Annotated in this window: 16 protein-coding genes and 2 pseudogenes; 12 read left to right on the top strand and 6 right to left on the bottom strand. The window is 56.6% G+C overall.

The annotated features are described in order from the left end of the window. Positions 1–5 precede the first annotated feature (5 nt). From abgT to uspE, 4 genes are all read left to right on the top strand, one after another. Positions 6–1,532 carry a p-aminobenzoyl-glutamate transporter gene (gene abgT, locus FHN83_RS22210; RefSeq protein ID WP_139564951.1) on the top strand — a complete coding sequence of 509 codons (1,527 nt, stop codon included), beginning with the start codon at positions 6–8 and terminating at the stop codon, positions 1,530–1,532. Positions 1,533–1,542: 10 nt separating this feature from the next. Continuing rightward, positions 1,543–2,058: a methylated-DNA--[protein]-cysteine S-methyltransferase gene (gene ogt / locus FHN83_RS22205; protein WP_139564950.1), complete on the top strand. Its 516-nt coding sequence runs from the start codon at positions 1,543–1,545 to the stop codon at positions 2,056–2,058. A 182-nt stretch (positions 2,059–2,240) separates the two neighbouring features. Further along, positions 2,241–2,993: a fumarate/nitrate reduction transcriptional regulator Fnr gene (gene fnr / locus FHN83_RS22200; RefSeq protein ID WP_032617879.1), complete on the top strand. Its 753-nt coding sequence runs from the start codon at positions 2,241–2,243 to the stop codon at positions 2,991–2,993. 136 nt (positions 2,994–3,129) lie between these two features. Beyond that, positions 3,130–4,080 (top strand): universal stress protein UspE, encoded by a 951-nt coding sequence (gene uspE, locus FHN83_RS22195; RefSeq protein ID WP_039029194.1) that lies wholly within the window; start codon positions 3,130–3,132, stop codon positions 4,078–4,080. 71 nt (positions 4,081–4,151) lie between these two features. Here the strand turns inward: uspE and FHN83_RS28690 are convergent, their stop codons facing one another. The 5 genes and pseudogenes from FHN83_RS28690 to pntA form a co-directional block, all read right to left on the bottom strand. After that, a complete protein-coding gene (locus FHN83_RS28690; RefSeq protein ID WP_255296767.1) occupies positions 4,152–4,496 on the bottom strand; it encodes a group II intron maturase-specific domain-containing protein in 345 nt (114 codons plus the stop codon). A gap of 165 nt (positions 4,497–4,661) precedes the next feature. Next, positions 4,662–5,322: pseudogene (locus tag FHN83_RS28685) on the bottom strand (reverse transcriptase domain-containing protein); the annotation flags it as partial. A gap of 711 nt (positions 5,323–6,033) precedes the next feature. After that, positions 6,034–7,152, bottom strand: a complete 1,119-nt coding sequence (locus FHN83_RS22185; RefSeq protein ID WP_138368857.1) for a mechanosensitive ion channel family protein — start codon at positions 7,150–7,152, stop codon at positions 6,034–6,036. Between the two features lie 114 nt (positions 7,153–7,266). After that, positions 7,267–8,655, bottom strand: coding sequence for a Re/Si-specific NAD(P)(+) transhydrogenase subunit beta (pntB, locus tag FHN83_RS22180; RefSeq protein ID WP_039029192.1), 1,389 nt, complete (start codon positions 8,653–8,655; stop codon positions 7,267–7,269). Positions 8,656–8,665: 10 nt separating this feature from the next. Continuing rightward, positions 8,666–10,195 (bottom strand): Re/Si-specific NAD(P)(+) transhydrogenase subunit alpha, encoded by a 1,530-nt coding sequence (pntA, locus tag FHN83_RS22175; RefSeq protein ID WP_139564949.1) that lies wholly within the window; start codon positions 10,193–10,195, stop codon positions 8,666–8,668. Positions 10,196–10,731: 536 nt separating this feature from the next. Here pntA and ydgH point away from each other — a divergent pair. The 3 genes from ydgH (at position 10,732) to folM (ending at position 14,015) form a co-directional block, all read left to right on the top strand. Beyond that, complete coding sequence (gene ydgH, locus FHN83_RS22170; protein ID WP_039029190.1) at positions 10,732–11,685, top strand: DUF1471 family protein YdgH; 954 nt, start codon at positions 10,732–10,734, stop codon at positions 11,683–11,685. A gap of 185 nt (positions 11,686–11,870) precedes the next feature. After that, complete coding sequence (locus FHN83_RS22165) at positions 11,871–13,253, top strand: amino acid permease (RefSeq protein ID WP_139564948.1); 1,383 nt, start codon at positions 11,871–11,873, stop codon at positions 13,251–13,253. A gap of 39 nt (positions 13,254–13,292) precedes the next feature. After that, entirely contained in the window at positions 13,293–14,015 is a 723-nt protein-coding gene (gene folM / locus FHN83_RS22160; protein WP_138368855.1) for a dihydromonapterin reductase, read from the top strand. On the opposite strand, the gene FHN83_RS22155 is transcribed toward folM, so the two are convergent. Then, a complete protein-coding gene (locus tag FHN83_RS22155; protein WP_039029187.1) occupies positions 14,012–14,347 on the bottom strand; it encodes a GlpM family protein in 336 nt (111 codons plus the stop codon). The two genes, folM and FHN83_RS22155, sit on opposite strands and share 4 nt — an antisense overlap. A 128-nt stretch (positions 14,348–14,475) precedes the next feature. On the opposite strand from FHN83_RS22155, the gene rstA reads away from it, so the two are divergent. The 5 genes and pseudogenes from rstA to rstB all read left to right on the top strand — a co-directional run bounded on the left by rstA (position 14,476) and on the right by rstB (position 18,221). After that, on the top strand, positions 14,476–15,192 hold the full coding sequence (gene rstA / locus FHN83_RS22150) for a two-component system response regulator RstA (RefSeq protein WP_139564947.1): 717 nt from the start codon (positions 14,476–14,478) through the stop codon (positions 15,190–15,192). Positions 15,193–15,331: 139 nt separating this feature from the next. Further along, positions 15,332–15,712: pseudogene (locus FHN83_RS22145) on the top strand (ABC transporter substrate-binding protein); the annotation flags it as partial. Further along, positions 15,597–16,076 carry an iron ABC transporter permease gene (locus FHN83_RS22140; protein ID WP_327062097.1) on the top strand — a complete coding sequence of 160 codons (480 nt, stop codon included), beginning with the start codon at positions 15,597–15,599 and terminating at the stop codon, positions 16,074–16,076. The pseudogene FHN83_RS22145 and the gene FHN83_RS22140, both read left to right, overlap by 116 nt. After that, a complete protein-coding gene (locus FHN83_RS22135) occupies positions 16,073–16,843 on the top strand; it encodes an ABC transporter ATP-binding protein (RefSeq protein ID WP_039029184.1) in 771 nt (256 codons plus the stop codon). Before FHN83_RS22140 ends, FHN83_RS22135 begins: the two co-directional genes overlap by 4 nt. A gap of 79 nt (positions 16,844–16,922) precedes the next feature. Then, positions 16,923–18,221 (top strand): two-component system sensor histidine kinase RstB, encoded by a 1,299-nt coding sequence (gene rstB / locus FHN83_RS22130; RefSeq protein WP_139564946.1) that lies wholly within the window; start codon positions 16,923–16,925, stop codon positions 18,219–18,221. Positions 18,222–18,279: the final 58 nt, after the last annotated feature.

The raw sequence follows: 18,279 nt of genomic DNA, 5'->3' as shown, positions 1-18,279 counted from the left end.
CGCCCATGAGTATGTCATCCATACCTTCGCATTCCCCATCCGGCAAGCTCTATGGTTGGGTTGAAAGGGTCGGCAATAAAGTGCCGCATCCTTTCCTGCTTTTTGTCTATTTGATTGTGATTTTGATGGTCGCTACCGCAGTTCTGTCCGCTTTTGACGTCAGCGCCCGCAACCCGGCTGACGGCAGCATGGTGGCGGTGAAAAATCTTCTCAGCGTCGAAGGTCTGCACTGGTTTTTACCGAACGTAATCAAAAACTTCAGCGGCTTTGCTCCGCTGGGTGCCATCCTCGCGCTGGTGCTGGGGGCGGGTCTGGCTGAGCGTTCCGGCTTACTGCCTGCGCTAATGGTTAAAATGGCCTCTCACGTCAGCGCCCGCTACGCCAGCTATATGGTGCTGTTTATCGCCTTCTTCAGCCATATCTCCTCGGATGCCGCGCTGGTGATCATGCCGCCGATGGGGGCGCTGATCTTCCTGGCGGTAGGACGCCATCCGGTGGCGGGCCTGCTGGCGGCCATTGCCGGTGTCGGCTGCGGCTTTACCGCCAACCTGCTGATTGTGACTACCGACGTGTTGCTCTCGGGCATCAGCACCGAGGCGGCAAAATCCATTGATGCTGCGATGCACGTCAGCGTGATCGACAACTGGTACTTTATGGCCAGTTCGGTGATTGTGCTGACCATCGTGGGCGGGCTTATCACCGATAAAATCGTCGAGCCGCGTCTCGGCAAATGGCAGGGCAGCAGCGATGAGAAGCTGGATTCGTTATCGCCGGAACAGCGCCGGGGCCTGCGCGTGGCCGGGTTGGTCTCCCTGCTGTTTATTGCCGCCATTGCGCTGATGGTGGTGCCGGAGAACGGCATCCTGCGCGATCCGGTGAAACATACCGTCCTGCCTTCGCCGTTTATTAAAGGCATCGTGCCGCTGATCATCCTCTTCTTCTTTGTGGTCTCGCTGGCCTACGGCATCGCCACCGGCAAAATACGTCGCCAGGGGGATCTGCCCCAGCTGATGATTGAGCCGATGAAGGAGATGGCCGGGTTTATTGTGATGGTGTTCCCGCTGGCGCAGTTTGTTGCCATGTTTAACTGGAGCAACATGGGCAAGTTTATGGCGGTGGGGCTCACCGACATTCTGGAAACTGCCGGGCTGAGCGGCGTGCCGGCGTTCGTTGGCCTGGCGCTGCTGTCGTCCCTGCTGTGCATGTTTATCGCCAGCGGGTCGGCCATTTGGTCGATCCTCGCCCCTATCTTCGTGCCGATGTTTATGCTGCTCGGCTTCCACCCGGCGTTTGCGCAGATCCTGTTCCGCGTGGCTGACTCGTCGGTGATCCCGCTGGCCCCGGTGTCGCCGTTTGTGCCGCTGTTCCTGGGCTTCCTGCAGCGCTATAAACCCGAGGCGAAGCTGGGTACCTACTATTCGCTGGTACTACCCTATCCGCTTATCTTTTTAGGGGTATGGTTGCTGATGTTGGTGGCGTGGTATCTTGTCGGCCTGCCCATCGGGCCTGGGATCTACCCGCGACTGAACTAAGGAACGCCAGATGCTGAGATTACTCGAAGACAAAATTGCGACGCCCCTCGGGCCGCTGTGGGTGATTGCCGATGAGCAATTCAACCTGCGCGCCGTCGAGTGGGAGGAGCACAGCAACCGGATGGTAGAGCTGCTGAATATCCACTATCGGGCGCAGGGCTACGAGCGCATCAGCGCCAGCAATCCGGGCGGGCTGAGCGATAAGCTCTCCGCCTGGTTCGAAGGCGATCTCAGCATTATCGATACCCTGCCGACCGCCACCGGCGGCACCCCTTTTCAGCGGGAAGTGTGGCAGGCGTTGCGCGCTATTCCCTGCGGGCAGGTGATGCATTACGGGCAGCTGGCAGAGCAGCTTGGCCGCCCGGGTGCGGCGCGTGCCGTTGGGGCGGCAAACGGCTCCAATCCGGTCAGCATTGTAGTGCCCTGCCACCGCGTAATCGGGCGTAACGGCACCCTGACCGGCTATGCTGGCGGGGTCCAGCGCAAGGAGTGGTTACTGCGTCACGAAGGCTATTTACTGCTGTAGTTCCAGGCTTTTAGTGCTTAATATTCCTTAAGTTAGACGAAATATCCGCAGCCAAGTTGTGGAATTTCAAGAAGATGCTGGCACATTCGCGCATCTTGTCCTGATTGATGGTTTACCAGGCTTACGCAGGGTCAAAAAAGATGTTAAAATTGACCAATATCAATTAAGGCTTGAGCAAACCTATGATCCCGGAAAAGCGAATTATTCGACGCATTCAGTCTGGCGGTTGTGCTATCCATTGTCAGGACTGCAGCATCAGCCAGCTCTGTATCCCGTTTACCCTGAATGAGCATGAGCTTGATCAGCTTGATAATATTATCGAGCGTAAAAAGCCGATTCAGAAAGGGCAAACGCTGTTCAAAGCGGGAGACGAACTGAAGTCGCTGTACGCTATCCGCTCTGGCACCATCAAAAGCTATACCATCACCGAACAGGGCGACGAGCAGATCACCGGCTTCCACCTGGCGGGCGATCTGGTGGGCTTTGACGCCATTGGCACCGGTAACCACCCGAGCTTTGCTCAGGCGCTGGAAACCTCAATGGTTTGCGAAATCCCGTTTGAAACCCTCGACGATCTGTCGGGCAAAATGCCTAACCTGCGTCAGCAGATGATGCGTCTGATGAGCGGTGAGATCAAAGGCGATCAGGATATGATTCTCCTGCTTTCCAAAAAGAATGCAGAAGAGCGCCTGGCCGCGTTTATCTATAACCTCTCCCGTCGTTTCGCCGAGCGCGGTTTCTCGCCTCGTGAGTTCCGTCTGACCATGACCCGTGGCGATATCGGTAACTACCTGGGCCTGACCGTTGAAACCATCAGCCGTCTGCTGGGTCGTTTCCAGAAAAGCGGCATGCTGGCGGTAAAAGGCAAGTACATCACCATTGAAAACGGTGAAGCGCTGGCGGTGCTGGCGGGCCACTCGCGCAACGTTGCATAAATTCATCTGACTTCTGCTTGCCAGGTCGGTAATTTTACTGATTTATTGATCTGGCAAAACTTCCCCCTGTTTCATTTCAGATATATAGGTTACTCTTTTAATTACAGACTGTGGTGACAGTAGTAAGGAGACCTGTATGGCAAAGTATCAAAACATGCTGGTGGCCATCGATCCTAATCAGGACGATCAACCGGCGTTACGACGAGCTGTCTATTTACATCAACGGATTGGTGGCAGAATCAAAGCGTTTCTGCCGATATATGACTTTTCTTACGAAATGACCACCCTTCTGTCGCCTGACGAACGCACCGCTATGCGTCAGGGAGTGATCAGCCAGCGTACGGCGTGGATACGCGAACAGGCAAAATTCTATCTTGATGCCGGTGTGCCTATCGAGATTAAAGTGGTGTGGCACAACCGTCCGTTTGAAGCCATCATCCAGGAAGTGATTAGCGGCGAACACGATCTGCTGCTGAAAATGGCCCACCAGCACGACAAGCTCGAGGCGGTGATTTTCACCCCGACCGACTGGCATCTGCTGCGTAAATGCCCGTGCCCGGTGTGGATGGTCAAAGACCAGCCGTGGCCGGAAGGCGGTAAAGCGGTGGTGGCGGTCAATCTCGCCAGCGAAGAGAACTATCACAACGCCCTGAACGAGAAGCTGGTCAAAGAGACGGTCTATCTCGCCGAGCAGGTTAACCATACTGAAGTCCACCTTGTTGGCGCCTACCCGATTACCCCTATCAACATTGCCATCGAACTCCCGGAATTTGATCCTACCGTTTATAACGACGCTATCCGCGGACAGCATCTGCTGGCGATGAAAGCCCTGCGGCAGAAATTTGGTATCGATGAGAAACTGACCCACGTGGAGAAAGGGCTGCCGGAAGAGGTGATCCCGGATCTGTCAGAACATCTGCAGGCCGGTATCGTGGTGCTGGGCACCATTGGCCGCACCGGTATTTCCGCGGCCTTCCTTGGCAACACGGCGGAACAGGTGATCGACCATCTGCGCTGTGACCTGCTGGTTATCAAGCCGGATCAGTATCAGACCCCGGTCGAACTCGACGACGACGAAGACGACTAAATCGAGTAGGAGGCGGATTTACATCCGCCGTCCTCTCACACCACCGTACGTACGGATCCGTATACGGCGGTTCAAGCTATGCGGTTAAGCCGGTTTATCGTATCCAGTACCGAGACTAGTCCAAGTTGATCCCATAGTTTCTTCGGCAATGCCTGATTCATATGAGATGCCCCTGAGCTCCACCATGGGCCACGACCATTGAACGCTGATATGCAGGCGCGCGCTTCGCTAAGCCCCAGGCGCATCAAGTTACGCGCCCTCGTTGAGGGCTGCTTCCATTGACGCCAGACGACGCAGCGAAGCTTGCGACGCACCCAGCCGTCAATTTCCTCAAGTGGCCGTTTGCTTTGACTTAGCTTGAAGTAGCCTGCCCAGCCACGCAGCACTGGGTTTATCCGCTCGATGACACTCGCCATCTTGTGGCCCCGCGCTCCGCGCAGCAGCTCTCTGAGCCGGTCGCGCAAGCGACGCAAGCTCATCGTTGCCACTCGTAAGCGTGGCTGTCGATGCCAGCTCATCCCATAGCCCAAGTAATCACACATCCACGACCCGGCTACTCGGCTCTTTTCCCGGTTCAGCGTCAGTTTCAGGCGCTGCCTCAGGAATCGCTCAACGCTGGCCATCACCCGCTCACCTGCGCGACGACTGCGCACATAAATGTTCGCATCGTCGGCATAGCGTACGAAACGATGGCCCCGTCGTTCTAGCTCGTGGTCGAGTTCGTTGAGCAGAATGTTCGACAGCAACGGCGAGCGGGCCGCCTTGCGGCGTCCCTTCCTGCCGTCGGCTGACGAGTCCACCTGACATCGTTCCCGCTTCGAGATAGCGACGGATCAGCGTGAGCACACGTTTATCTTCGATTTGACGCTCGATGTAGGCCATCAGCACGTCGTGGTTGACCCGATCAAAGAACTTCTCAAGATCGAGTTCCACGCAGCAGCGATGACCCGCCGCCACGTGGGCACGGGCAGTTTCGATGGCTTGGTGAGCACTTCTACCCGGACGGAAGCCGTAGCTGTAATCCGAGAACAGAGGGTCGAAGATCGGCGTGAGCTGTTGCAGCAGAGCCTGTTGGATCAGGCGATCCACGACGCTGGGGATACCCAGCTGCCTTGTCCCGCCTTTGGGCTTGGGGATTTCGACGGCACGTACACCTTGCGGGTGGTACTCGCCTGCCAACAACCGAGCCTTGAGGGTCGGCCAATACTGTTTCACGTAGCCTGACAAATGCTCGACCGTCATGCCATCGGCACCCGGCGCGCCTTTGTTGCTGACTACGCGTTGGTACGCACGTCTGAGGTTGGCGGGTGCAAGCACCCGCTCCATCAGCGTGTCCGGCTCCGCGTTCGTCCACGTCACAGACGCCGCCGATACCTGTGCGCTGTCAGCCGTCATCCTCGGATACTGTCCGGGACTCGGAGTAACAGTCTTCTCTTGGAGAAATTTCTGCATTTCGGTATTCAACGAGACTTTGACGCCTACTGGCGGCATAACTTGTTCGGCCCTTGGTGACGCGGTTATCCGCCACTTACTACGGCCTCGGCTGACTTCTGCACGTTCATCCCGTCGCCTCTCGACGCTCGGTAGCACTGTGGCAAACGTGCAGATCTCCCAAGGGTAATTCGCGCGACCTTCCTGCTTATGCCTGTCGGATCTACGTCGCAGCGTCCCGTGCAAGTATTGGGCTTTAGGGAAACACGCCCCTTTACCCCGCTGCGCCGCCTCTATCCGCTTGCTGTTCGTCAGGCCAGCATTTTGCCTCGGGCTTCCTTCAGATTCGCGGTCACCCGCGACACCCTTGCCTCTGGCTAACACTTCCCCTTGCCGGGTGTGTAGAGGACTTTCACCTCCAAGTCACCAGCGAGGCCACCACAGCCAAGCTGGTTGCGCTTGCGCGCAACGCGCCATGCCTGGCGCACACGTAAAAAGCCCGCCAGTTTGGCGGGCTTTTTTTTAGCTCTCGGTAACGGGTTGCTGCGACGGCGGCTGTGCGCCCTCGCCCTCTTTCATCCAGGGGGCATGCAGCACCATGCTTGGCAGGGCCAGTTTGACACCCTCCTCGTTCAGGCTCTCGAGGATCCGGATGTTAATCTCCTGCTGAATGTCCATGTATTTATTGTAATCCGCAGTATTGACGATATGCACCACCTCAAAGGTCAGCCTGTCCTTATCAAAGCCAAGCAAGTGGGCGCGGTCAAAGCGCGTTTCGCCGATATCGGTGATGATCTTCTTCACGTTATCGCCAATGACGCGCAGTTTCTCGGGCGGGGTGTCGCTGGCCACGCCGAAGGTAAAGACGATGCGGCGGGTCTGCATACGCTTATAGTTATGCAGCGTTTGCTGAAGCAGGATCGCATTGCCGCAGACAATCTGCTCCCCGCTCAGGCTGCGAATGCGCGTTGTTTTCAGACCGATGTGCTCCACCGTCCCGGCAACGTCGTTAAACACCACGAAATCGCCAATCTCAAAGGGCTTATCGAACCCAATGGAGAGCGAGGCAAAGACGTCACTGAGAATGGTCTGCACCGCCAGAGCGATAGCGATACCCCCCACCCCAAGGCTGGCAACCAGAGCAGTGATGTTGACGCCCGCGTTGGCAAGAATTGACAGCAGCATCACTGACCAGACAATCGCCCGCAGGATCAGGCCGGTTATGACCAGGGTGACCGGGTTTTTATGGCTCCCCGGCGACAGCATGACGTGCCGAAGCCAGGAGACCACCCCCTGATCCATCCACAGCGCCACCTGAATCGCCAGCACCAGGAACCAGGCATGGCTCAGCGCACCGTAGAGGCGATCCGGCAGTTCGACAAAGCGCAGGCTAAACAGGAATGCCACCACGAACAGCAGGATCCGGCTGGTGCGGTTAAGCATCTCTGTAAGGATAAAATGCATCTTATTTGTGGCGGGATGTTTATCGCCCCAGCTGGTAATGCTCTTATGAACAAAGGTGATAAGGCGTTTCAGTAGCCAGTATACCAACAGCGTCACTACCGTTACGGTCGCGAAGCCAATCCAGAATGTGGGGGTCATCATTAACGTCAGAATATCGAAACGTGACAAAAACTGCATTCTCCCTCCTCCCTTAATGTAAAAAGGAAAGTATAGACAGTGAGAATGTTTAGCCCGCATAAATGAAAAAACCGCCCTGTTGTGGGCGGTTTTTTATCAGTCGTGAAGCCTTGCTTACAGCGCTTTCAGGATCGCATCCACGCTGGCTTTGGCATCGCCAAACAGCATGTGGGTGTTCTCTTTAAAGAAAAGCGGGTTCTGTACGCCAGCGTAACCGGTGTTCATGGAGCGTTTGAAGACGATAACGTTCTGCGCCTTCCACACTTCCAGAACCGGCATACCGGCGATTGGGCTCTTCGGATCGTCCTGCGCCGCCGGGTTAACGGTGTCGTTGGCGCCGATAACCAGCACGGTATCGGTGTCGGAGAAATCGTCGTTGATTTCATCCATCTCCAGCACGATGTCGTAAGGCACTTTCGCTTCAGCCAGCAGCACGTTCATGTGGCCTGGCAGACGTCCGGCAACCGGGTGTATACCAAAACGCACCTTGATGCCGCGGGCACGCAGACGCTCGGTGATTTCCGCCACCGGATACTGAGCCTGCGCCACCGCCATGCCGTAGCCCGGAGTGATGATGACCGAGTGCGAGTTTTTCAGCATGTCGGCGGTATCTTCAGCGCTGATCTCACGATGCTCACCCACCTCGTCATCACCGTCAGAGGTTTGGCCGTCGGTGCCGAAGCCCCCGGCAATCACGCTGATGAACGAACGGTTCATCGCCTTACACATGATGTAGGAGAGGATCGCACCGCTCGAGCCCACCAGCGCACCGGTCACGATCAGCAGGTCGTTGCTCAGCATAAAGCCCGCCGCCGCTGCCGCCCAACCGGAGTAGGAGTTGAGCATGGAGACCACCACCGGCATGTCCGCACCACCGATGGAGGCCACCAGATGCCAGCCGAACGCCAGCGCGATGATGGTCATCACCAGCAGCGCCAGCACCTGCATACCCACGCTGTCGGTACGCACGAACACCACCATCAGCACAAACGACACTACCAGCGCGGCCAGGTTCATCTTGTGACGGTTTGGCAGCATCAGCGGTTTAGAGGAGATCTTGCCGCGCAGCTTGCCGAACGCCACGATAGAACCGGTAAAGGTCACCGCACCGATGAAGATCCCAAGGAACACTTCGGTCAGGTGGATGTTGACCAGAATCGGCTCCATCCCCGGCTCGTGATACAGGTAGCTGTTAAAGCCAACCAGCACCGCCGCCAGACCCACGAAACTGTGCAGAATCGCTACCAGCTCCGGCATTTCGGTCATTTCAACGCGTTTAGCAAGACGAATACCAATAGCGCCGCCGATGATCATCGCCACCAGGATCCACGCAACGTTGCCGGTGTCCGGCCCGAAAATCGTGGCAATCAGCGCAATCGCCATCCCGGCGATACCAAAGTTGTTACCCTGCTGCGACGTTTCATGTTTTGAAAGCCCAGCGAGACTGAAAATAAACAGGACCGCGGCAACAATGTATGCAGCTGTAACTAATCCTCCAGACATAAGTTACCCCTTATCCCTTACGAAACATTTTCAGCATGCGCTGAGTCACGGTGAAACCACCGAAAATATTGATACTGGCGATCAGTACCGCGATAAAGCTGAGGAAGCTGACCCAGCCGCCGTGACCAATCTGCAGCAATGCCCCGACCACGATGATCCCGGAGATAGCGTTCGTCACCGACATCAGCGGGGTATGCAGCGCATGGGAGACGTTCCACACCACGTAGTAACCCACCACGCAGGAGAGCGCAAAGACCGTAAAGTGACCGAGGAACTCTTTCGGCGCAACGTCTGCCAGCCAGCCAAACAGGATAATGGCCAGCGCCATAAAGGCGAATTTGCGCCACGGCGAGGCAGGTTTTTCCGGTTCTTTTGGTGCCGGAGCGGCTTTAGCAGCGGCCTGCGGCTGGGCGGAAACCTGAATAGGCGGTGCCGGCCAGGTGATTTCACCCTCGCGCACCACGGTAACGCCACGCACAACGACGTCTTCAAAATCAACAGTGACGTTGCCGTCTTTCTCCTTGCACAGCAGCTTCAGCAGGTTGACCAGGTTGGTACCATACAGCTGAGAAGACTGGGTCGGCAGACGGCCCGGCAGGTCGGTATAGCCGATCACTTTTACGCCGTTGGCGGTGGTAGTGACCACGCCCGGGACGGTGTATTCGCAGTTACCGCCGTTTTGCGCGGCCAGATCGACGATCACGCTGCCGGCCTTCATGGAGTCAACCATTTCGCGGGTGATGAGCTTCGGTGCGGGTTTGCCCGGGATCAGCGCGGTGGTGACAATGATGTCCACCTCTTTCGCCTGAGCGGCAAACAGCGCCATTTCGGCTTTGATAAAGGCCTCGGACATCACCTTCGCGTAGCCGTCGCCGCTGCCGGCTTCTTCTTTAAAGTCCAGTTCCAGGAACTCGGCGCCCATACTCTGCACCTGTTCTTTCACTTCCGGACGGGTATCAAAAGCACGGACGATAGCGCCCAGACTGTTTGCCGCGCCAATGGCAGCCAGACCCGCAACGCCTGCCCCAATCACCATCACTTTCGCTGGCGGGACTTTACCCGCAGCGGTGATCTGACCGGTAAAGAAGCGACCAAACTCGTACGCCGCCTCGACGATGGCACGGTAACCGGCGATGTTCGCCATCGAGCTCAGGGCATCCAGCGACTGCGCACGCGAAATACGCGGCACGGAGTCCATTGCCATTACGGTGACGCCACGCGCCGCCAGCTTCTCCATCAGCTCCGGGTTCTGGGCTGGCCAGATAAAGCTCACCAGAGTGGTGCCCGGGTTCAGCAGCGCGATCTCTTCCTCTTCGGGTGCATTGACCTTCAGAATAACGTCCGAATGCCAGACGTTAGCGCCGTCTACAATCTCTGCGCCCGTCTGAACGAACGCCTCGTCATCGAAACTTGCCAGCTTGCCTGCGCCGCTTTCAACCGCGACGGTAAAACCCAGTTTGAGCAGCTGCTCCACCGTTTTTGGTGTCGCCGCTACGCGGGTTTCATTGGCAAACCGTTCTCTTGGTACCCCAATACGCATAGTAATCCCTTCCATCGGTTTTTGATGATGGTTTGTCGAATATTCATCACAGATATATAACGACAGTGACAGGTGTTAACCTGCCGCTAACCAATATCTGCAGAAAATAAAACGGTAACAAACTTTCTATAACCTACTGAAAATACCGCCTGTGATCCACAGCAAGAAAACACTTTTTATGCCTTTAACTGTCAAAAATAAGCGATCGGCATCTCAGACAGGCATATCTGCCTTTATTTATCCGCCAGGGCCGATGTTTAGCTCAGTCGAAGCGGGAAAAACACGATATAGCGCCAGCTAGAAACAACTTATTAACATTAAATCAACTTGTGAAAGTTATATGCTTTATTAGTTTTACTGGTCAAACGCGTGTTTTTTCAACATATCACTAAATGTTATAGATATTGTTCGCCCCCATCGCCATGGCCACAAAAAATGCCGCAGACAGCAGAGGGTGTTAAATGCAATAATCGTCAACGTTTTCAAATTAACAACTACACCAGTACCTGGTTTGCGTAAGGCGAAGGATTATTTTTATGAAGCTCAAGAACACTCTCCTGGCGTCAGCACTCCTTTCTGCGACCGCCCTGTCCGCCAACGCGGCGACAGAGTTAACGCCGGAGCAAGCGGCAGCAACGAAACCTTACGACCGCGTTATGATCGTAGGTCGTTTTAACTCAATTGGCGATGCGGTTAACGCTGCATCAAAACGCGCCGATAAAGAAGGCGCCGCTGCATTTTACGTGGTTGATAACTCTGACTACGGCGACAGCGGCAACCAGCGCGTGCTCGTTGCGCTGTATAAAGAAAATGCCCCGAAAGCCGATGAGGAGAAAAATCGCGTTATTAATGGCGTGACGGAACTGCCAAAAGACCAGGCCGTTCTCCTTGAGCCTTACGATACCGTCACCATTCAGGGCTTCTACCGCAGCCAGCCTGAAGTGAACGATGCCATTACCAAAGCCGCGAAAGCGAAAGGGGCTGACGCCTTCTATATCGTTCGCCAGATCGATGCAAACCAGGGCGGTAACCAGCGTATCACTGCCTATATCTACAAAAAAGACGCGAAAAAACGTATCGTCCAGAGCCCGGACGTTATTCCTGCTGACTCTGATGCCGGCCGTGCGGCTATCGCCAAAGGTGGCGAAGAAGCGAAGAAAGTTGAGATCCCAGGCGTGGCGACCAGCGCTGCACCGGCTGCCAGCGTTGCTGGCGTAGGCCGTTTCTTTGAAACGCAATCCACCAAAGGTGGCCGTTACAGCGTCACGCTGAATGACGGCACTAAAATTGAAGAGCTGAACAACGCCACTGCCGCGCAGATGGTGCCGTTTGACAGCATTAAATTTACCGGCAACTACTCCAACATGACCGAAGTCTCCTATCAGGTGGCGAAGCGTGCGGCGAAGAAAGGGGCCAAATATTACCACATCACCCGCCAGTGGCAGGAGCGCGGTAATAACATGACCATCAGCGCAGACCTGTACAAATAAGTAAAGTGTTTCATTCAGGCGGCCTGGTGCCGCCTTTTTTTGCTTTTTAGCCAGATTTCGGTCCATCCTCATTGCATGCTTTCGTGACACTCCGTAAAATCCCGCGCCTTAGCGTGATCCACCATTTTTATGCGCTTCGACAAAATAATTATTCTGCTTTTGACCCCTTTTTAAACAGGATGCCAATGGAAAAGAAACTTGGCCTGAGCGCTTTAACTGCGCTTGTTTTAAGCTCCATGCTCGGTGCGGGTGTATTCAGTCTGCCGCAGAATATGGCCGCCGTGGCCAGCCCGTCTGCGCTGCTTATTGGCTGGGGGATCACCGGCGTCGGGATCCTGCTGCTGGCCTTCGCGATGCTGCTGTTAACGCGCATCCGTCCTGACCTTGATGGCGGCATTTTTACCTACGCCCGCGAAGGCTTTGGTGAACTGGTAGGTTTTTGTTCCGCCTGGGGCTACTGGCTGTGCGCGGTGATCGCCAACGTCTCTTATCTGGTGATCGTCTTTTCTGCGCTGAGTTTCTTTACCGATACGCCTGAACTGCGGCTGTTCGGCGATGGCAACACCTGGCAATCCATTGTGGGCTCCTCGGTGCTGCTGTGGGTCGTGCACTTCCTGGTGCTGCGGGGCGTGCAGACTGCGGCAAGCATCAACCTGGTCGCCACTCTGGCGAAGCTGGTGCCGCTGGGGCTGTTTATCGTGCTGGCGTTCATCGCGTTTCGTCTCGATCTCTTCAGCCTGGACTTTTCCGGCGTGGCGCTGGGCGTGCCGGTCTGGGAGCAGGTGAAAAACACCATGCTGATCACCCTGTGGGTGTTTATCGGGGTGGAAGGCGCGGTCGTGGTTTCGGCCCGCGCGCGCAATAAGCAGGATGTGGGCCGCGCCACGCTGCTGGCGGTGCTGGCCGCGCTGAGCGTCTATCTGCTGGTGACGCTGCTGTCTCTGGGCGTGGTGGCGCGTCCTGAACTGGCGGAGATGCGTAACCCGTCAATGGCGGGCCTGATGGTGAAGATGATGGGCTCCTGGGGCGAAGTGGTCATTGCTGCGGGTCTGATCGTCTCCGTGTGTGGCGCTTACCTGAGCTGGACCATCATGGCGGCCGAAGTGCCCTTCCTCGCCGCGACCCATAAAGCCTTCCCGCGTCTTTTCAGACATCAGAACAAGAACAATGCCCCGTCCGCGTCGTTGTGGTTGACCAATATCAGCGTGCAGGTTTGTCTGGTGCTGATCTGGCTCACAGGTTCTGACTATAACACCTTGTTAACCATCGCCTCTGAGATGATTCTGGTACCCTATTTCCTGGTGGGTGCATATTTGTTAAAAATAGCGACCCGACTGATGCATACTGTCGTGGGAATGGGTGCCTGCATTTACGGCTTATGGCTGCTCTACGCCTCCGGACCGATGCATCTGCTGCTCTCCGTCGTGCTCTACGCGCCGGGACTGCTGGTGTTTATTTACGCCCGTCGCACGCACCAGCTCCAGCACGCGCTGAAGCGTCGTGAAATCGTGCTGATTGGATTGTTACTGGTTGCCGCACTACCGGCAACGTGGATGTTGATGGGATAAGCGACCGCGTCCCATCGTCGAACGGATAAGGAGAACACGATGGGACAGGCAAAACCGCTCCCGATCCTGATTACTGGCGGAGGCCGTCGTATTGGCCTCGCGCTTGCCCACCATTTTTTGAATCTTCACCAGCCGGTGATTATCAGCTATCGCACGAAATATCCGGCGATAGAGACGCTTTGCGAGGCGGGTGCGACCTGTGTTCAGGCCGATTTTGCCACTGACGAAGGCATTATGGCCTTTGCCGAACGGATAAAAGCGGAAACTCCGGGATTACGCGCCATCATCCATAATGCCAGTGCATGGATGCCGGAGAGCCCTGAGACGCCGCTCAGCGAAACGCTCTCCTGCATGCTGCAGATCCACGTCCATGCCCCTTACCTGCTGAACCACGCTTTACAGGAGCTGCTGCGCGGTCACGGCCATGCCGCCAGCGACATCATCCACTTTACCGACTACGTGGTTGAGCGCGGCAGCGATAAGCACATTGCTTATGCCGCCAGTAAAGCTGCCCTGGACAACATGACCCGATCCTTTGCCCGCAAGCTGGCACCGGAGGTCAAAGTTAACGCCATCGCCCCGTCGCTGATTATGTTTAACGAACACGACGATGCCGACTATCGTCAGCAGGCGCTGAACAAGTCCCTGATGAAAATCGCCCCGGGTGAAAAAGAGGTGATTGATTTAATCGACTACATTCTGACCAGTTGCTACGTCACGGGCCGTTCGTTCGGCGTGGATGGTGGACGGCCGCTGCGTTAGTGAAAGCGGCTCCAGAAGAAGATTAACACCCAGGCGCTGAGGCTCCAGCAAACAACCGCTCCGCCCAGCGCCAGGGGCAAACGCATTATTCCGGTGAAATACCATAGCGAGAGCAGATAGATAAAATAGGGAATAATCGACCACATGCCAAAGACGATGGTCGCCCGCAGCGCCTCAATGCCGCGCTCAGAGGCGACAATATAGTGGGCGATTAAAGCAAAGGTCGGAAACAGCGGGATCAGCCCGGCTATATAGTAGTTTTTGGTTTTCGCCAGCACTCCAATCAGTAACACCACCAGCGCGCCAATCGCCGCCTTAATCAGCAGTCCCATCCCTTTCTCCTTAACAACTCAATAACAGTGCCGGGCAGCATAACGGAACGGCAACATTTTGCGAATGATTAATGGAAGGTTAAGGTTGCGCGGTGTATGTTGGCGTTTTCTGCAGACACAGACTTTGAATGAACAAGATCGTATACGTTGAGGATGAACCCGAAGTAGGCCAGCTGATAGCCGCTTACCTGGGTAAACATGATATTGAAGTCATCGTCGAACCGCGCGGCGACCGCGCTGAAGAGGTGGTGGCGCGGGAAAAACCCGATCTGGTACTGCTGGATATTATGTTGCCCGGCAAAGACGGCATGACCCTGTGCCGGGATCTGCGCGCCCGCTGGCAGGGCCCGATTGTGCTGCTCACCTCCCTCGACAGCGACATGAACCATATCTTGTCCCTTGAGATGGGCGCCAACGACTACATCCTGAAAACTACCCCTCCGGCAGTGCTGCTGGCGCGTGTGCGCCTGCATCTGCGCCAGCATGTTGCCACCTCCAGCGAAACCCCGGCTCCGCAACTCACTCCGCATAAAGCGCTGCGTTTCGGCACCCTTTCTATTGATCCGGTTAATCGGCAGGTGCTGCTTTCTGGCGTGCAGGTGGCATTGTCGACGGCGGATTTCGATCTGCTGTGGGAGCTGGCGACCCATGCCGGGCAGATTATGGACCGGGACGCGCTGCTGAAAAACCTGCGCGGCGTCAGCTACGATGGCATGGACCGCAGCGTGGACGTGGCGATCTCCCGCCTGCGCAAGAAACTGCTGGATAACGCCACCGAGCCGTTCCGCATTAAAACCGTGCGTAACAAGGGCTATCTCTTCGCGCCCCACGCCTGGGACCTGTAAAGCGGCTGCCGCCGAGGTAAGCGCCCTCATTCATTATCCTTCCCCTGGTGATTAACCTTTTGCTACCACCCTCATAATATGTATTATGTTATAACATAACATTTATGGGGAAGGTAACGTGTTTATCAAATACAGCGCAATGGCATTAGTGCTTGCGACACTGGCGCAACCGGCGATCGCCGCAACAACTTATCCGCTGACGGTAGAAAACTGTGGGGTAAAGGAGACCTTTACCCATGCTCCACAGCGGGTAGTGACGGTGGGGCAACACGAGACGGAACTGCTGCTGGCGCTGGGGCTTGAGAAGAAAATCAGCGCCACGTCGGTCTGGTTTGGCCCGTTACCGGATGCCCTGACGGCGCGCGGTAAGGGAATAAAAAAGCTGGCGGATAACGCCCCTTCCTTTGAAGCGGTCACCGCGCAAAATCCCGATCTGGTACTGGCGCAATATCACTGGCACATCGGGCCGCAGGGGGAAACCGGCACCCGGGAACAGTTTGCTTCCCTTGGCATTCCGACGCTCGCTGGATACCTTCACCTTTGGCGATGAAGTCTCCACCACCCTGGGCGTACCGGTGACTCTGGTACGCATCATCCTGCTGCTCACCTGCGCCCTGGTGACGGCGGTGATGGTCAGTATTATTGGCGCAGTGGGGTTTGTCGGGCTGGTGATCCCGCATATCACCCGGATGCTGTGCGGCCCCGGGCACCGCCGGGCTGTTCCCCTGACCTTCCTGGTCGGGAGTCACTTTATGATCCTCGCGGATGTGGTTTCCCGCACGCTGATTACCCACCAGGTGCTGCCGATTGGCGTGGTCACTGCGCTAGTGGGCGCGCCTGCCTTTGTCGTTCTGCTCTATCGCAGCCGGGAGAAAAGAGTATGACCATTTCATTGAGAGAGCTGCAGGTTACCCTGCAGTCCCGTAAGGTGCTTCAGGATATCAATCTGGAGCTGGGGAGCGGCGAGATCGTCGGTCTGCTCGGGCCAAATGGCTCGGGGAAATCAACGCTGCTGCGCTGTCTGGCCGGGTTAATCCCACGGCATGCGCACCATATTCAGTTTGATGGCACTCCGCTCAATAAAATCTCCGTGCGGGATCGGGCTAAACAGCTGGCGTTTGTTCCCCAGCATGCCGGGGTGGATGGCGATCTCAGCGTGGAGCAAATTGTCCGGCTGGGGCGCACGCCGCACCGCCGGGGACTTTTTGGCTGGAGCGAGAGCGACAACCAGGCGGTGGAGAACGCCATCCATCAGATGAAGCTCTCTGCCCTGCGTCACCGGCTCTGGCGGCAGCTTTCAGGCGGCGAGCGGCAGCGCTGTCAGATTGCCCGCGCCCTGGCCCAGCAGCCGCGCGTGTTGATCCTTGATGAGCCCACCAACCATCTGGATATCGAGCATCAGCTGGAGCTGATGACGTTGATCACCCGGTTGCCCATTACGGTGGTCGTGGCGCTGCACGATCTCAATCTCGCCGCCAACTACTGCCATCGGCTGGTCCTGCTGAAATCCGGCAAGGTGATAGCCAGCGGGCCGCCGGATACCGTGCTGACGCCAAATATGATTGAAAATGCCTGGCATGTGCAGGCAAACGTGATGAAGCAAGACGAAACCTTCAACATTCGCTATGCCATGAGGCAGCCCATTGCGTAAAGTATGCGATGCCCGTTCAGGGAAAATGATTCTTAAGACCGGGCGGCATTGTTAGCGCGTTGTATTTGGGTGATATTTCATGAAAAAACTGTTCGTTCAGTTTTACCTCCTGCTGTTTGTCTGCTTCCTGGTGATGACCATGCTGGTCGGGCTGGTCTACAAATTCACCGCCGAGCGGGCGGGCAGACAGTCGCTGGATGATCTGATGAAAAGCTCGCTCTACCTGATGCGCAGCGAACTGCGTGAGATCCCCCCTCACGACTGGGCGAGGACCATCAAAGAGCTGGATCTGAATCTGTCATTCAAACTGCGCATCGAGCCGCTGAAGAAATACACCCTGGACGCCCCGACGATGCAGCGACTGCATCAGGGCGACATTGTGGCTCTGGACGATCAGTACACCTTCATCCAGCGAATTCCGCGCAGCCATTATGTGCTGGCGGTCGGCCCGGTGCCCTATCTCTACTTCCTGCATCAGATGCGCCTGCTGGATATCGCTCTGCTGGCCTTTATCGCCATTTCCCTCGCCTTTCCGGTGTTTATCTGGATGCGTCCCCACTGGCAGGACATGTTGCGTCTGGAAGCTGCCGCGCAACGTTTTGGCGATGGGCACTTAACCGAGCGCATCCATTTCGACAGCGGTTCCAGCTTTGAGCGCCTGGGGGTGGCGTTTAACCAGATGGCGGACAACATCAACGCCCTGATCGCCAGCAAAAAACAGCTGATTGACGGCATCGCCCACGAACTGCGTACCCCGCTGGTACGACTGCGTTACCGGCTCGAGATGAGCGAAAACCTGACCGAGGCGGAGTCGCTGGCGCTGAACCGCGATATCAGCCAGCTCGAGGCGCTGATTGAGGAGCTGCTGACCTACGCCCGCCTCGACCGGCCGCAGAACGAGCTGAAGCTCACCACCCCGGACCTGCCCGCCTGGCTGCGCAGCTACGTGGAGGATGTGCAGAGCGTGAACCCGCAGCGCACGCTGCTGATCAACAGCATGGACGGCGACTATGGCGCGCTGGATATGCGGTTGATGGAGCGCGTGCTGGATAACCTGGTCAACAATGCCTTGCGCTACAGCGATAACCGTCTGCGGATTTCATTGCAGCTGGACGGCAGCCGCGCCAGTTTGTCGGTGGAAGATGATGGCCCGGGCATTGCGCCAGAGGCCCGCCAGCGCGTTTTTGAGCCGTTCGTGCGTCTCGACCCGAGCCGCGACCGCGCCACCGGCGGCTGTGGCCTGGGTTTGGCGATCGTTCACTCCATCGCCCAGGCGCTGGGCGGCGACGTCAGCTGTGAAGCCAGCGACCTCGGCGGAGCCCGTTTCTGCTTTAACTGGCCCGTGTGGCACCACATCGCCCTGCCCATCCCTGACTGACCTAAACCGCACGCTGGCCTGACCCGGCGTGCTGTGCTATAAATTCAGTATGTTGTAA

Source organism: Leclercia adecarboxylata (assembly GCF_006171285.1).
GTDB classification, from domain to species: Bacteria; Pseudomonadota; Gammaproteobacteria; order Enterobacterales; family Enterobacteriaceae; genus Enterobacter; species Enterobacter barmai.
Note: the sequence above shows the minus strand (reverse complement) of the source record. Positions and strands in the feature narration are given on the sequence as shown.

Excerpts from the sequence above, each read along its gene's own strand:
- abgT (WP_139564951.1), top strand. The coding sequence starts at position 6 with ATGAGTATGTCATCCATACCTTCGCATTCCCCATCCGGCAAGCTCTAT.
- ogt (WP_139564950.1), top strand. The coding sequence starts at position 1,543 with ATGCTGAGATTACTCGAAGACAAAATTGCGACGCCCCTCGGGCCGCTG.
- fnr (WP_032617879.1), top strand. The coding sequence starts at position 2,241 with ATGATCCCGGAAAAGCGAATTATTCGACGCATTCAGTCTGGCGGTTGT.
- uspE (WP_039029194.1), top strand. The coding sequence starts at position 3,130 with ATGGCAAAGTATCAAAACATGCTGGTGGCCATCGATCCTAATCAGGAC.
- FHN83_RS28690 (WP_255296767.1), bottom strand. The coding sequence starts at position 4,496 with ATGGCGAGTGTCATCGAGCGGATAAACCCAGTGCTGCGTGGCTGGGCA.
- FHN83_RS22185 (WP_138368857.1), bottom strand. The coding sequence starts at position 7,152 with ATGCAGTTTTTGTCACGTTTCGATATTCTGACGTTAATGATGACCCCC.
- pntB (WP_039029192.1), bottom strand. The coding sequence starts at position 8,655 with ATGTCTGGAGGATTAGTTACAGCTGCATACATTGTTGCCGCGGTCCTG.
- pntA (WP_139564949.1), bottom strand. The coding sequence starts at position 10,195 with ATGCGTATTGGGGTACCAAGAGAACGGTTTGCCAATGAAACCCGCGTA.
- ydgH (WP_039029190.1), top strand. The coding sequence starts at position 10,732 with ATGAAGCTCAAGAACACTCTCCTGGCGTCAGCACTCCTTTCTGCGACC.
- FHN83_RS22165 (WP_139564948.1), top strand. The coding sequence starts at position 11,871 with ATGGAAAAGAAACTTGGCCTGAGCGCTTTAACTGCGCTTGTTTTAAGC.
- folM (WP_138368855.1), top strand. The coding sequence starts at position 13,293 with ATGGGACAGGCAAAACCGCTCCCGATCCTGATTACTGGCGGAGGCCGT.
- FHN83_RS22155 (WP_039029187.1), bottom strand. The coding sequence starts at position 14,347 with ATGGGACTGCTGATTAAGGCGGCGATTGGCGCGCTGGTGGTGTTACTG.
- rstA (WP_139564947.1), top strand. The coding sequence starts at position 14,476 with ATGAACAAGATCGTATACGTTGAGGATGAACCCGAAGTAGGCCAGCTG.
- FHN83_RS22135 (WP_039029184.1), top strand. The coding sequence starts at position 16,073 with ATGACCATTTCATTGAGAGAGCTGCAGGTTACCCTGCAGTCCCGTAAG.
- rstB (WP_139564946.1), top strand. The coding sequence starts at position 16,923 with ATGAAAAAACTGTTCGTTCAGTTTTACCTCCTGCTGTTTGTCTGCTTC.